This is a genomic window from uncultured Sunxiuqinia sp., from assembly GCF_947495665.1.
GTDB classification, from domain to species: domain Bacteria; phylum Bacteroidota; class Bacteroidia; order Bacteroidales; family Prolixibacteraceae; genus Sunxiuqinia; species Sunxiuqinia rutila.
The window spans coordinates 431,297-445,332 of record NZ_CANLZV010000002.1; the positions used below are offsets into that span (position 1 = coordinate 431,297).

Annotated in this window: 13 protein-coding genes; 10 read left to right on the forward strand and 3 right to left on the reverse strand. The window is 41.5% G+C overall.

Going from position 1 to position 14,036, the window contains the following annotated elements; all coding sequences use genetic code 11:
* From Q1A18_RS04635 to fabG, 3 genes are all read right to left on the reverse strand, one after another.
* Entirely contained in the window at nucleotides 1–1,899 is a 1,899-nt protein-coding gene (locus tag Q1A18_RS04635) for a SpoIIE family protein phosphatase (protein ID WP_299577758.1), read from the reverse strand.
* A gap of 61 nt (nucleotides 1,900–1,960) precedes the next feature.
* Nucleotides 1,961–2,821: a PfkB family carbohydrate kinase gene (locus Q1A18_RS04640; RefSeq protein WP_299577759.1), complete on the reverse strand. Its 861-nt coding sequence runs from the start codon at nucleotides 2,819–2,821 to the stop codon at nucleotides 1,961–1,963.
* A 68-nt stretch (nucleotides 2,822–2,889) separates the two neighbouring features.
* Nucleotides 2,890–3,636, reverse strand: coding sequence for a 3-oxoacyl-[acyl-carrier-protein] reductase (gene fabG / locus Q1A18_RS04645; protein WP_299577760.1), 747 nt, complete (start codon nucleotides 3,634–3,636; stop codon nucleotides 2,890–2,892).
* 331 nt (nucleotides 3,637–3,967) lie between these two features.
* On the opposite strand from fabG, the gene Q1A18_RS04650 reads away from it, so the two are divergent.
* The 10 genes from Q1A18_RS04650 (at nucleotide 3,968) to Q1A18_RS04695 (ending at nucleotide 13,489) form a co-directional block, all read left to right on the forward strand.
* On the forward strand, nucleotides 3,968–4,639 hold the full coding sequence (locus Q1A18_RS04650) for a hypothetical protein (protein WP_299577761.1): 672 nt from the start codon (nucleotides 3,968–3,970) through the stop codon (nucleotides 4,637–4,639).
* A gap of 30 nt (nucleotides 4,640–4,669) precedes the next feature.
* Nucleotides 4,670–5,485: a DUF4422 domain-containing protein gene (locus Q1A18_RS04655; RefSeq protein ID WP_299577762.1), complete on the forward strand. Its 816-nt coding sequence runs from the start codon at nucleotides 4,670–4,672 to the stop codon at nucleotides 5,483–5,485.
* A gap of 88 nt (nucleotides 5,486–5,573) precedes the next feature.
* Complete coding sequence (mnmE, locus tag Q1A18_RS04660) at nucleotides 5,574–6,971, forward strand: tRNA uridine-5-carboxymethylaminomethyl(34) synthesis GTPase MnmE (protein WP_299577763.1); 1,398 nt, start codon at nucleotides 5,574–5,576, stop codon at nucleotides 6,969–6,971.
* Between the two features lie 232 nt (nucleotides 6,972–7,203).
* On the forward strand, nucleotides 7,204–7,557 hold the full coding sequence (locus Q1A18_RS04665; protein ID WP_299577764.1) for a helix-turn-helix domain-containing protein: 354 nt from the start codon (nucleotides 7,204–7,206) through the stop codon (nucleotides 7,555–7,557).
* Nucleotides 7,554–8,642 (forward strand): site-specific integrase, encoded by a 1,089-nt coding sequence (locus tag Q1A18_RS04670; protein ID WP_299577765.1) that lies wholly within the window; start codon nucleotides 7,554–7,556, stop codon nucleotides 8,640–8,642. The genes Q1A18_RS04665 and Q1A18_RS04670 overlap by 4 nt, the downstream gene beginning before the upstream one ends.
* Nucleotides 8,643–8,646: 4 nt before the next feature.
* A complete protein-coding gene (locus Q1A18_RS04675) occupies nucleotides 8,647–9,738 on the forward strand; it encodes a hypothetical protein (RefSeq protein WP_299577766.1) in 1,092 nt (363 codons plus the stop codon).
* Nucleotides 9,739–9,964: 226 nt separating this feature from the next.
* A complete protein-coding gene (locus tag Q1A18_RS04680) occupies nucleotides 9,965–10,270 on the forward strand; it encodes a helix-turn-helix domain-containing protein (protein ID WP_299577767.1) in 306 nt (101 codons plus the stop codon).
* Nucleotides 10,267–10,560 carry a helix-turn-helix domain-containing protein gene (locus Q1A18_RS04685; protein ID WP_299577768.1) on the forward strand — a complete coding sequence of 98 codons (294 nt, stop codon included), beginning with the start codon at nucleotides 10,267–10,269 and terminating at the stop codon, nucleotides 10,558–10,560. Before Q1A18_RS04680 ends, Q1A18_RS04685 begins: the two co-directional genes overlap by 4 nt.
* A complete protein-coding gene (locus Q1A18_RS04690; protein ID WP_299577769.1) occupies nucleotides 10,553–11,485 on the forward strand; it encodes a BT4734/BF3469 family protein in 933 nt (310 codons plus the stop codon). The genes Q1A18_RS04685 and Q1A18_RS04690 overlap by 8 nt, the downstream gene beginning before the upstream one ends.
* 159 nt (nucleotides 11,486–11,644) lie before the next feature.
* Nucleotides 11,645–13,489, forward strand: coding sequence for a DUF3987 domain-containing protein (locus Q1A18_RS04695; RefSeq protein WP_299577770.1), 1,845 nt, complete (start codon nucleotides 11,645–11,647; stop codon nucleotides 13,487–13,489).
* The last annotated feature ends 547 nt before the right edge of the window (nucleotides 13,490–14,036 follow it).

Sequence of the window (14,036 nt, forward strand, 5' to 3'; positions counted from 1 at the left end):
CTACTCGAACATACCTTTAAACTGAATGGCCATTAAACTAATATCATCAGCTTGTTTGGTTTCTCCTTTAAAGTTTTTCAGTTCGCTCATTACACCTTTTACAAGCGATTCAGGTGTCATGTTCTGGCTTTCTGTCATCAGACTGGATAACCGGTTCAGACCATACATTTCACCATACCTGTTTTTACATTCGGTGACCCCATCTGTATATAAAAACAGAATATCTCCTTTGGACAGCAACAGCGATTCAGACTCGTAGGTTTTGTTGGCGTAAAGGCCTATGGGCAAGCCGTGCGTTTGCTCCAGCTGGGTTACCCCTTTGTTTCGACGCAGCAAAAACGGATAATTGTGTGCAGCATTGCAATAATCTAGTATGCCTGTTTTAACATTCAGAACGCCAAGAAAAAGGGTTAGGAAGTGCTGATTGGAATTTTCTTTACTTAGGGCTTTGTTTACGACGTCCACAATCTTTTGAGCCGATACATCGGTTGACTTGCTTTTGATCATCGTATTGGCAACTGCCATAAACAAAGCAGCAGGAATGCCTTTGCCGGAAACATCACCCATCGTAAAGAGCAGGTGTTCATCATCAATGAAGAAGAAGTCATACAAGTCTCCTCCAATACTTTCTGCGGGTTGGAGAATGGCAAAGAGATCAATTTCATGTCGTTTTTCCAGAAAACTGTAGTCTTGCGGAATGATTGTTCGCTGGATTTCTTTCGCTGATTTCAAGTCTTTCTCATACTTACGCTTGTCTTTCCGAATCTGGTTTTGCTCTGCCAAGTAGGTATTGTACTGAAATTGCAACTCCTTCAAACTATCACTCAGCAGCTCAATTTCATTCTTATCTCCCCTTCTTCTTCCCCGGTCTCCAAAACTAAAACGCTGAATAGAACGAACAATTTGTACCAATGGAGAAAACATCCGGGTAAAAATAACGACAATAAGTGCCAGTATTGCCAGGAAGCCGATAAGCGATACAACGACAATCTTACGAAAAACGGACCGCAGGTCATCAAACAATTCCTTTGCCGGAATCACAATAACAACACGCCAGTCAGTATAGGGAATCGATGAAAAATAAAACCAGCTTCTTTCATAGTTGAACAATTCCGGATAAGCAAATCCGGATCCGGACTTGCCGGCTCTCAGCAGCTGCATGTAATAATCCCTGTCAGTTCTCAAAGTCTCGGAGGATACGTCAAAAACCTGTTTTTTCATCACCCAGTCTGGATTTGGGTGAGTCAGGTAATACCCTTGCCTCGATGCAATAAGGGCAAATCCGTTGGTTCCTATTTTGATGTCAGAAATGACTTTATTTAGAAATTCGAGATTGATGTCACCGGCAATAATTCCAACTGATTCCCCCTGTGGATTGACTATTGGTAAAAAAAAAGAAATCATTAGTTTACTCGAATCCAGTGGACAGTAAAAAGGATCGGACCAAATACCCAAATTTTCTTGAAGGACTGAGTCTGCCAGATTTTCAAAATTGTATATCGCGCAAAAATCCAGATCTTGCCGGTCAACAAGCTCTCCGTCATGCGCATGGTAAGAAGAATAAATTAAGGTGTCTTGATTTTCAAACAGCTGAACGTGCAAACCATTGAGCACCTGATTATTTTGTACAACCTGATGAAGAAAAAACTGTAAATCGCCATGTGAACGGTAATAAAGAGCCTGACTGGCAACATTGCGGGTTATCTCCTGGCTGGCGACCACATTTTTTGAAATCTCATTGATAATCAAGCTGGATTGATGAATGGCCAATTCTTCAATTTTATCCATAATTATCTCCCGACTATGCTTATAGTTTAGAAACACAATCAAGGAAATAACAATGAGTACGGCTGATGACACATAGAATCCCAGCTGAAAGGCAATACTTCTTTTATTCATGAATGATATACGATCTTAAAGAGCAAACAAGTTATGAAAAATCGAAGTGAAAGGAAAGCCCTTAGATTAGTTTATTCAGCCAGCTTCGAGGTCCTTTAAACAAACAGGTTTTGGACGCAAATTCTGCTGATTTTTGCAGCGCTTGCAAATAATTATTTTTCGTTAAAAGATAATAACAGAATGCCCCATGAAAAAAGTCACCGGCTCCAAGTGTGTCGATAACATCTACTTGCGGGACGTCTAGCTCACAGTTCATTTCCCTGCTGCTAACTAAAATTGGCTGATTCCCCCGCGTAATTGCTTTATGCGAAATGGCAAACTGATCTAAATAGTCAAAGATCTCCTTGGGTTGCTCACACGTTGGAGGATAAAAATCATTGGAGCAAATGGCATAATCCACATGTGGCAGCAATTCGGGAAGGTAGGATTTCCAGCTGCCACCATCAAAAACAACAGGAATTTGTCTGTTTTTTGCTTCGTGCGCCAGTTTTACAGCAACCTCTGGGTAAAAACCATCCAGCATTACAACCTCAGGCTGAAGTTGATCCAGCAGCTTTTTCTCATCAATAGGTTGTGTTATCCGATCCGGATAATGCGTAAAAATTGTTCGCTCGCCATTTGATGCACTAATGACAGAGGCAAGTACCGGCTGGGAATCCACCCGCTCTAAAAGGTCAATGTATTGAATGTTACATTGCTCAAAATCATTTTTGAAAACTGATTGAAAAGCATTTTTCCCTACAGCTGTTACCAAGTGGGTGTTTCCATTGAGCTTTGCAAAGGCCACTGCAGCATTGGTTGCAGGCCCTCCAACCCAACAGTCGGGTGCCTGGGTTTTTATTTTCACATTCCCTGCCGGAAACTCATCAACAAAATACTGAATATCCAAGGTTGCTAAACCCAGAAAGAGTGCCTTTTTCATAAATACAATTCAAAAGAAAAGCCGTCACATTTTCAGGTGACGGCTCTGTATTTTATATTTCAACAAGATCACGTGTTCATGGCTCCACAAACATTAATCACTTGTCCACTTACATAGCTTGATAAGTCGGAAGCAAGGAACAAAGCAGTCTTGGCAACCTCATCAGGAGTACCACCGCGTTTCATCGGAATATTGGCTTCCCAGGCTTTGCGGGCATCTTCCGGAATCTGAGCTGTCATCTCGGTAATGATAAACCCCGGAGCGATAGCATTGCTGCGAATACCCCGTGATCCCAACTCTTTGGCGATTGACTTGGTAAAACCGATAATACCGGCTTTGGATGCTGAATAGTTAGATTGACCAGCATTTCCGCTCACACCAACTACTGAGCTCAAGTTAACAATTGATCCTGAGCGTTGCTTCAACATGATTTTTTGAGCTGCCTTTGTGAAGTTAAATACAGACTTCAGGTTTACATTAATCACGGCATCCCACTGCTCTTCTGTCATACGCATCAGCAGCGTATCTTTAGTAATTCCGGCATTGTTAACCAACGCATCAATTTGACCAAATTCTTTGACTACTTCAGCAACTACCCGGTCAGTATCTGCAAAATCAGCAGCATTGGAAGCATACCCCTTAGCCTTTACGCCCATAGCGATCAGCTCTTCTTGAGTAGCCTTCATATTTTCATCGTCAAAAAGATCCGTAAATGCAATGTTACAGCCTTCTTCGGCAAACTTTACTGCAATGGCTTTACCAATACCTCTGGAAGCACCGGTAATCAGAGCCGTTTTACCTTCTAATAATTTCATAATTTTTTCTTTTATGGAAATTTATTTTCAAGCAAAAGTATATAAAAAACAGTCAAAGTAAATCAAAACCCGTCCTGAAACACATAAGCAAACGCGCTTTTTAGTCGCTAACCCCCGACTTTTAAACCATATAATTCAAAAATGAAAATATTAGGTTTTCATTTAAAAGTATAAAAAACAAAGATTTTAGCTATTTTTGGCATTTATTTAAATTGTTATGATAATAACTTACAATATCCCATTTTCCAGACACAGAAAATTGGCCAGAATATACTGCAAACTAGCAAGATCATTGAAGCGCCCCTTCATAAGGAGGCGTTTCCTCAAAAGCTTGAAAAGCAATGAGATTGACTATCGAGATATTCCGGTAATCATTAATAATTACAACCGTATAATTTGTTTGCGCAAGCTAATTTCATGGCTGGAGAAAGCAGAGATGAGAAACATTTATATTATCGATAATAACTCTTGCTATCCAGAATTATTAAACTTCTACCAAGAAACACCACATACTGTCATTCGAATGAATGCCAACATCGGATATAAATCGATTTGGGACACCTCCATTTACTTATGGTTTAAGGGACTTCCCTACATTTACACCGATCCTGATATTTTGCCAATAGAAAATTGCCCTTTGGATGTTGTCGGCTATTTTCAACAATTGTTAAATGAGTATCCAAGCTACACCAAAGTAGGATTTGGACTGAAAATAGATGACATTCCCGATTTTTATCCGCAAAAAGAAATGGTTATTAAATGGGAGAGAAAGTTTTGGGAAAAGCAGATCTCTTCTGATTTGTACGAGGCAGACATTGATACAACATTTGCACTGTATCGTCCAGGCACTAAAAATCAGCAATGGGGTAAAACCTTACGAACCGGGGGGAAATACATGGCTAGGCATTTACCTTGGTATGAAAATCCGACAACACTTTCAGACGAAGAGATACATTATCGAAGCAAGACAATTGGAAGTTCATGGTACCAGAAGCCCGTCTAATTAATCAACTTTAATCATTGATAATAGCAGATGAAAAAGACACCTACAATCGAACTTTATACCTTTTTCTACAAGAAGGCTCCGGTTATTATTAACCATTCGCCCTATATTCCAATCATGGCTGGCAATGCACAATCCAAAGCGGCTATTGACATGCAAGGAGACGATACGGGTGATCATATTTCTTCGAAAAATAAGTATTATAGCGAGCTGACCGGAACATATTGGGTATGGAAAAACACCTGCCAGGATATTGTAGGTGTGGTACACTATCGCCGTTTTCTAACACAACAAGCAGAGCCACTATCCTACCGGTTCAAGCGAATGCTTTATTATCTTGTTGGAATTCATTACAAACGGTATGGCTTAATCTATACCAAAAATGTGCAGAAGTTCAAAGGTGCTGTTCTTAGCGAAAATGAAATTATTGAGCTGCTCAATGAGTATGACATCATCTTGCCAACGAAACGAAAACTCAAATATACCGTTCGAGAACATTACCAGCGGTACCACAATGCCAAAGACCTCGAACTACTTCAAGCGATCATTCAAGAGAAATGTCCGGAGTATGGCGGAGCATTGGAGCGGGTGTTGGCTAGCAAACGCATGTATGCCAATAACATGCTGGTGATGAAACGAACTGATTTTGATCGCTGTATGTCTTGGCTGTTTGAGCTCCTGTTCGAATTTGAAAATCGGGTAAAATTAGCTGAATATCAGGGCTACCAGGAACGCATTCTAGGGTTTATTGCCGAGCGCCTGCTTAATGTGTGGATTGAAAAACAACAATTGCGCATCAAAGAATTGCCTGTTATCTATTTCAAGCACTTTAAGTTTAGCAAGTAAATTGAAACGGTTCTTGTGGTGGCTGCTTTAGCAGCTTGCTATGCCCCACACATTTTGTACTTTTGTACTTCACAATAATGACGATATAATGATTGATCAAGCTACTATATGCGCTATTGCCACCTCTCCCGGAGTTGGAGCAATAGCTACCATTCGTTTGTCAGGCGACGAAGCACTGACCATTGCAGACAAGGTATTTCAATCTCCGGCCAAAGCAAAACGCTTATCGGAGCAGGTAGCCAACACGCTGCATGTAGGAACCATTCGCGATGCTGACGAGATTATTGATGAGGTGGTGGTTGCTTTGTTTCGTGGCCCCCACTCTTTCACCGGCGAAGATGTGGTAGAAATTACCTGTCACGGCGCGGTTTACATCCAGCAACGCATTTTGGAGTTGTTGCTGAAAAGTGGTGCTCGCATGGCCCTGCCTGGCGAGTTTACCCAACGGGCTTTTCTGAATGGCAAAATGGACCTGTCGCAAGCGGAGGCTGTGGCCGACTTGATTGCATCAACCAACAAGGCTAACCATAAAATGGCCTTGAAACAAATGCGTGGAGGCTTCTCCAATGAGATTAAGAAGTTGCGCGATCAACTACTGCACTTTATTGCCATGGTTGAACTGGAGCTTGACTTTAGTGAAGAAGATGTCGAATTCGCAGACCGCAAGCAACTCGTAGAGCTCACCGAAAAGATTGAGCAACTCTTGCATCAACTGGCCAGCTCATTCAAGCTGGGGAACGCCCTTAAAAACGGAATTCCGGTAGCCATTGTTGGGGAGACCAATGTGGGGAAATCGACTTTACTGAACGCCATTTTGAATGAAGAAAAAGCCATCGTGTCGGATATTCACGGGACTACGCGTGATGTGATTGAAGATGTGGTAAACATTGAAGGAACAGCTTTCCGCTTTTTTGATACGGCGGGCATTCGGGAAACAGTTGACCAGATTGAAAACTTAGGGATTGAACGGAGCTATAGCAAGTTGGAGCAAGCCGACATTATTTTGTTGGTCACCGACTTGAGTAACCCAATCGATTTAATTAGCCAACGGGTGAGCCTTATAAGAGAACGTATTCAGGATCAAAAATTGATCATTGTTGGCAACAAGGCCGACCTTGGTGGGAATGAAAAAATCAAGGAAATGCTGGGAGCTATTCAGTTGAATGATAATGAAGATCTGGTATTTATTTCGGCTAAGAAACAGCAAAACCTGGATGCACTTATTGAGCTGCTGAAAGAAAATGCCCAGGTAGCCCAACCAGAAGGAACCGACGTCATTGTGTCAAATATTCGCCACTACGAGGCCCTAACCAATGCACATCAAGCCGTACTTCGGGTGATTGAGGGCTTGCACAACGGAATAAGCGGCGATTTCCTGGCTCAGGATATTCGTGAATGCCTCCACTTTCTTGGCGAAATAACCGGCGAAATCAGCAACGACGAAGTTCTTGGACATATCTTTAAGAATTTCTGTATCGGGAAGTAGCTATCTTTCTTTTATTTATTCTTTATATTCTTTTTCAACTACTTACGTGTTTTTATTTTCTTATTTCTGTTGTTATTTTCCTTTATTTTAGTTATTTTTGTTGCTAATATGTTGCTTTAACAACAAATTTTGTTGCAAGCAACAAAATATCAATCCGAGTGGCGAAATGATGTTACATACAGATACATCACGATACACAAGGATACATTGAGATACTTAAAGGTACAATTCGATGAGCAGCAAAATAGAAATTATAAAGGTATGCCAACACTGCGGTAAGGAGTTTATCGCTAAGACCACCGTAACCAAATTTTGCGGTCATGCTTGTGCCGCTAAGAGCTACAAAGAGCGGAAGAAAACCGAAAAGTTGAACCAGGTTAAATCCCCTACCGAGCAGAGAACAGATTACAATTTTTCCCAACTCAACGAAAAGGAATATTTAAGTATTGCAGACACATGCCAACTTTTGGGTGCCAGCCGCATGACTATTTACCGCCAGATTAAAAACGGCAATATTAGTGCCGTTAAACTGGGTAGGCGAACCATCATTAAGAAATCCGAAATTGAAAAACTGTTTGCATCATGAGCGTAAAACTTAGAAAACGAAATCAGGGAGGAAAAACCAGCCTGTACCTTGATTATTACAGTGCCGGTAAAAGAAAAACTGAAACCCTGAAACTGTATTTACTCCCGAAACCCAAAACCAAGCTGGAACGAGAACAAAACAAAAAAACACTAGAACTTGCTGAAAACATCCGGGCGCAACGCCAGTTGGAAATGCAAAACGGAGAGTATGGTTTCCGCGATAAGGAGAAGCGAAAGGGCAGTCTGTTAGTTTATATGCGAATGCTTGCCGATAAGCGCAAGGACAGCACCGGAAACTGGGGCAATTGGGATAGTATGATAAAACACCTGGAAAGCTTTTCAACTACAGAAACACCATTCGCTAAGATTGACCGCAAATACGTTCAGGACTTCAAAGAATATCTGGATAAAAAAGCCAGGACAAAAAGCAACGAAGGATTATCCCAAAACTCAAAATATTCCTATTTCAATAAATTCAGAGCAGGATTAAAGCAAGCGGTTAAAGATGGCATCATTCCGCACAATCCGGCTGAAAGTGTTGAAGGATTTAAACAGGGCGAACCTGAACGGGAATTTCTCACACTGGAAGAACTGCAGGCAGCCGCCAAAGCGGAATGCGATATTCCACAACTTAAAACAGCTTTCTTGTTTTCAAGTCTTACAGGTTTAAGATGGTCAGACATAAACAAACTGGTTTGGTCTGAAGTACAACACTCAAACGAAATGGGTTATTATATCCGGTTCAGACAAAAGAAAACCAAAGGCGTAGAAACTCAGCCCATATCCGACCAGGCATTTGAATTGTTGGGAGAACGCCAAGACAAAGACGAACGGGTTTTCAAAGGATTGAAATATTCTGCATGGCACAACATGAAACTGCAACAATGGATGATGCGTGCCGGTATTTCCAAAACAATCACGTTCCATTGCGCCCGACATACTTATGCTACCCTGCAATTAACAATGGGAACCGACATTTACACCGTTTCCAAGCTATTAGGACACCGGGAATTAAAAACGACTCAGATTTATGCAAAAGTCATAGACGAAAAGAAAAAGGAAGCCGCTAACCGTATTAAAATCTAACCTCATGAATAACTACTTTTCAATAGCCAATAATATCCTGACCGGGAGCTTACGCCCCTGGTCTGCAGAAAATCAGGATGAGGAAAAATTCCGTCACATTCTAAACCATAATCTCAGGCAAAACAATGACAACCCAACAGAGTATTGCCGTTCAGCGTTAAACGCTTTCACTTCTTTGAATTTTGCAACTGAAAATGAGAATCTGGAAGAATTAAAGGAATTGGCACAAGTTGAGGTTACCACTCCCATAAACATAGAAATACCGCAATTTTTTAATAAACAAACCGAGTTCTACGCATACCTTATTAATAATACCTTTCAATGTCTTCTTGCCGGAACCATCGAAACCGTTGAGCAGTCCGATGAAATTGATGCTACTTACAAACTATATCAGTTAATGAGTAAGCTGGAAACATTAATTGGCATCGTTAGCAACGAGAAGCATATTGAAAAAGCAACAAATCTGGTACTCGACACGCTCAGATTATACTTGTTTGCGATGCACTCAACACTTATCGAAAAATTCAATTCACACATCAACTTTGAGGTGCTCACCAAAAATGAGTTGTTGTTCCAACTTTGTCCTGAACTCGAATCTGATAAAGAGGATAAGACTAAGTTGGCTTATTATCTGAATCAATACATTTCCCATCAGGAACAAGAAACAGAGGAAAGTTTAAAAGAAATCAAATCAAAACCTCATCCCGAACCGGAAAGAATTTCCTTTGAGTCATTCAGATATAAAGGATATGATAATAATTACGACAATCTTACCAATCTTTACAATTCACTAAAGAAAAATAACTTCATTGCTGACGATACCGATTCCAGGGTATTTAAAAAGGTATTCTCAGGAAAAGCCATTTCCAAACCAGTGGTTTGGACTGGCAACCCTTCAGAATTTTCCTATTTCATTAAATTGATTTACACCATTAACCAGTACGTTGACGACCTAAAACAACGCAACTGGGAAGTTGCCTGCAGGTGCTTTGTTCAGGCCGATGGGACTTCTTTCGACAGGTCGAAACTTCGCACCTTAAAGAAACCTCAACGTTCATACAAACAACTTGAATTAGCCGTGGACAACCTCAAATAATCCACTCCACACTATAAGCTTTATTTCTTTTTTCAACTTTTTACAGCTGTTGTTTTCCAAACAATGGCTTTTTCTGTTTATACTCCCTTCACTCTACACTCTACACTCCACACCACACCCTGCAATTCACAGAAATACAGCGCAATAACCGCTATATCTTTGAATCGAATTTATTAATTAAATGCTCTGCGCAGGGCTCATTTTCAAACATTTAAAAAGAAGAAAAATGAGTACGGAGTATATCATTCAAAAACTGGATAGCATTGAGAAGATGCTAACGGAGCAAAACATGCTCAAAAAAGAGGTTCTAACATTTAATGAAGCGGCCATTTATTTAGAGGTTTCCCATTCTCACCTCTACAAAATGACCAGTACCGGAGTTGTCCCATCATACAAACCCAACGGCAAGAAATTGTATTTCAACCGTAAGGAATTGGATAGTTGGCTTCTATCCAACAGGCAAAGTTCACAGGAGGAAATTGAACAGCAAGCTGCCAATTACCTCATCAAAAAAGGGAGGGTTGAGCTATGATGGAAGTGATGCAACTATTATTGGAGCTTTCATCTGCCATTAAAGAGATAAAAGCCCACCTTCTGGTGCTCAAACAAACCAGAACCGAGAAGTTCAAACAGGAATGGATTGACGGGCAGGATGTCATGCTGGCCCTGAAAATCAGCAAACGAACTCTACAAACATTGCGGGATACGGGGATTCTCCCCTATTCCCGGATTAATGGAAAGTTCTATTATAAGGTTGCCGACCTCGAAAAACTCCTGGAAAGCAACTATTCCCGAACCTTAAAAAATGAAAGCCATGATTAAGGAGAAGGATATTTTAGACCTGACGCATTATGGGCTGAATATTTACGCCCACATCCTGCAGGAATATTACCCGGATGAAGTAGTGGTTCAGCTTTCCGGCAAGGAATGCAATCCAGCGAAAAACCCTTTTAACGGCGATAAGCAAACGCTAAAGCTTATCAACCAAAACTGGGTGTTTAATTACAGCGATTTGGAGCTACCCGATTTCTCGGGTACTCCTTTCGACTTCGCCGAATTGCATTACAAACTATCAGGCAGCGAATTATTGGAAAAGATAAACAATGATTTAAACCTTCGCATTGGCGAACAGCACCATTTTTACAGCAACCGCAATTTGCCAAATCCGGTAAAAACCGAAGACGTTAAACCGGTGGTTCACGTCCCGAAATTCAGCTACTTCGATGCTCCGGTAAGTAATATTCACCCCAAGGAAACCCTAAGTTTGGTTGAAGCCTACAATCGGATTAAATCGGAAAAATACAGCTTAATTACGGAGCAGTTACGAGCCATCCAGATGAAAGATGAGGCACGGAAATTTAAGGCGTCCAAATTTGACTATGCCACATTCTCCGGCACCTTTTCAAAACGGAATGATAAAGCGTTACTGAACCATTCCGGTTTGCTGACCATCGACTTTGACCATATACCCAACCTCCAGCAGTTGAAAAATCAGTTGCTGAATGATGAATATTTTGAAACGGAACTCCTCTTTGTCTCTCCTTCCGGCGACGGCTTGAAATGGGTAATTCCCATCGACATCACCGAAGCCACACACCAAATCTTCTTCCAGGCAATTGCCAATTATATCAGGGAAGTTTACCAACTGGAAGTGGACAAATCGGGCAAGGATGTTTCCCGTGCCTGTTTCCTGCCTCACGACCCGGAGGCACACATCAATCCAAAATATTTAAACACAAAAATTTAAAAAGATGAAACGAAATAAATTTCTCGCACTGTTAAAAAGAATGCTTCAAAAAGCAGCATCAGTTCTCCATCCTTTGTGGTGGGTAGTCATTCCATTTCTGCTGTACTACGTGATTCAGCTATTCAAGTATTCTATGTTCACCCCAATAATACTGTAACCATGAAAAAGAAATTCGAAGTAAATCACTGGTTGCAGCAAACCGAACCAAAAGAAAACCCGTCAGCGTCTAAAAGACCTGACGGCGTTTCCAAGTCAGAGGATTTAGAGGTAAATAATAACGACGTTGAAACACCTGCACTGAGCGACGTCGAAGTGATAATTCAACGACTTGAATCTGCTAATACCGACATTACCGCCAATTATGCCGATTGGCGGGATATTGGCTTTGCCTTTGCCGATGAGTTTGGCGAAGCTGGCCGCGATTACTTTCACCGTGTCAGCCGATATTATCCGGGCTATTCGCAGCATATTTGCGACAAGCAGTACGATAATTGCCTGAAATCCTCCGGCCACGGTGTAACCATTAAAAGCTTTTTCCACCTGGCACAACAAGCCGGAATTAGTTTAATAACCACTGGCCCCAATTCCTCCCCTAATTTTAGGGGAGGTGGCCCCGAGAACTCGGGGACGGAGGGGTATAACCCGTCAGCGTCTCCCAGACCTGACGGCGTTTCACAGGAGTACACAGAACCCGAAACCATCTTCAACACCCCCCGCATCCCAGCAGAACTCTATTCCCAGCTTCCCGAAATCCTTCGCGAAAGCTGCGAAATGTTTGCCGATGCCATTGAAAAAGATGTATTCTTAATTGGTGCAATTTCTGTGATTAGCGGATGTTTACCCAATATCGAGGGCATATATTTTGATGAACCGGTTTCCGCACATCTTTATTCCTTTATTACAGCCCCTGCCGGGTCAGGTAAAGGAAAACTAAAATGGGCCAAATACTTTGGCCTGAAAATCCATAAATCGATGGTACAGCAATCCATCCGGGCAAAAGAGGAATATGAACAGGAATTGGAAAATTATAATAACCTCAACAAAAATCAACGTCAGGGTGTGGAACGCCCCAGGGAACCAAAACGGAAAATGTTTTACATTCCGGCCAACAGCAGTGCTTCTGCATTTATCCAGGCGTTGTCCGATAACGATTTCAAAGGTATCATCTTCGAGACTGAAGCCGACACCTTAGCCGCAACTTTAAAACAGGATTGGGGAAACTTTAGCGATGTATTGCGTAAAGCCTTTCACCACGAAAGCACCAATATGTTTCGGCGAAAAGACAACGAACATATCGAAGTGGAAGACCCGCATCTTGCAATCGTACTTTCAGGAACGCCAAAGCAAGTACACAACATGATGCCCGATGTCGAAAACGGCTTATTCAGCCGCTTTCTATACTACGCATTCGAGGATTACAGCGACTTTAAAAATCCTTTTATTTCCCACCAAAAGGTGAATTATACCGATTTCTTTGAAGAAAAGGGAAATCAGATTTACGATTTACACCAAATCCTCATCAATCAGCCAACGCCCATTCAATTTTGCTTTACAGCTGAACAAGGCCAAGTTTTTACAGAACAATTCAATGCGCTTTACAAACGCAACCGTATGTTATTGGGTAACGATTTTAACGCCAACAGCCGACGTTTGGGTTTAATTACTTTTCGTATTGCAATGGTGCTTCGCACCCTTCGCATACTCGAAGACGGCGACTATTCCAATCCGTTAATTTGCAATGAAACCGATTTTCAGACGGCCATTCAAATTGCTTTTACACTGGAAAAACATGCTATCGCAGTTTTCCAGAATCTGCCAAACAATGACTTGAAAGGCGTTAAGCTGAAATTCTATAACGCCTTACCGGATAACTTCAACCGGCAAGGCTATTTGTCAGTGGCAAAAGACCTGGACATTAAAGAAAAGACCGCCGAAAAATACATCGGTCAATTCAAAGACAATGGCTTACTTGAACATGAGCACAACAACTACACAAAAACGTAGTAAAGCGCGGACAGTTTCTTCGCTTCTCCCGACCGGCCTATTTTTATCAAGGCCGGAATCAAACTGAAAGCTTAGTATAATCCCGAGAATCGGGATGAACTTGGCTTTCAGAAAGATGGAGATTGAAGATAAAAATCAGCCTTGAAAAGCACGTTTAAGTGAAGGCAAAACCAAGCTCGCTTGAGTTTTGCTGAACGTAGTGCTTTCTGCAACTTTCTGTTTACTCTTTGGTTCAAGCCAAAGAGTAAAATCCGTCTGATAAGACATTCATGAGCACAACAACTACACAAAACCTGTCACCTTGAGCGGAGTCGAAAGGGGGAAATAGGAAACAGCGGAAACATAGGAAACCTGTCAGCATTCTTTCGACCTGACAGGTTTTATTTGCTATCTGCAAACTGTGACTGAAAACTGAAAACTACGACTGCAAACTATTCCCTCCCCCACGGGGAGGGTCAGGGAGGGGCTTTTCCTCCATTTCCTACACTTCCCCTCTCCGATGTTGATAAATATCCTGTTTTTTCTTGTTTATGTTTAGCTTTTCTTT

Coding starts and splice junctions, on each gene's coding strand:
- Q1A18_RS04635 (WP_299577758.1), bottom strand. CDS start 1,899: ATGAATAAAAGAAGTATTGCCTTTCAGCTGGGATTCTATGTGTCATCA.
- Q1A18_RS04640 (WP_299577759.1), bottom strand. CDS start 2,821: ATGAAAAAGGCACTCTTTCTGGGTTTAGCAACCTTGGATATTCAGTAT.
- fabG (WP_299577760.1), bottom strand. CDS start 3,636: ATGAAATTATTAGAAGGTAAAACGGCTCTGATTACCGGTGCTTCCAGA.
- Q1A18_RS04655 (WP_299577762.1), top strand. CDS start 4,670: ATGAAAAAGACACCTACAATCGAACTTTATACCTTTTTCTACAAGAAG.
- mnmE (WP_299577763.1), top strand. CDS start 5,574: ATGATTGATCAAGCTACTATATGCGCTATTGCCACCTCTCCCGGAGTT.
- Q1A18_RS04665 (WP_299577764.1), top strand. CDS start 7,204: ATGAGCAGCAAAATAGAAATTATAAAGGTATGCCAACACTGCGGTAAG.
- Q1A18_RS04670 (WP_299577765.1), top strand. CDS start 7,554: ATGAGCGTAAAACTTAGAAAACGAAATCAGGGAGGAAAAACCAGCCTG.
- Q1A18_RS04675 (WP_299577766.1), top strand. CDS start 8,647: ATGAATAACTACTTTTCAATAGCCAATAATATCCTGACCGGGAGCTTA.
- Q1A18_RS04680 (WP_299577767.1), top strand. CDS start 9,965: ATGAGTACGGAGTATATCATTCAAAAACTGGATAGCATTGAGAAGATG.
- Q1A18_RS04685 (WP_299577768.1), top strand. CDS start 10,267: ATGATGGAAGTGATGCAACTATTATTGGAGCTTTCATCTGCCATTAAA.
- Q1A18_RS04690 (WP_299577769.1), top strand. CDS start 10,553: ATGATTAAGGAGAAGGATATTTTAGACCTGACGCATTATGGGCTGAAT.
- Q1A18_RS04695 (WP_299577770.1), top strand. CDS start 11,645: ATGAAAAAGAAATTCGAAGTAAATCACTGGTTGCAGCAAACCGAACCA.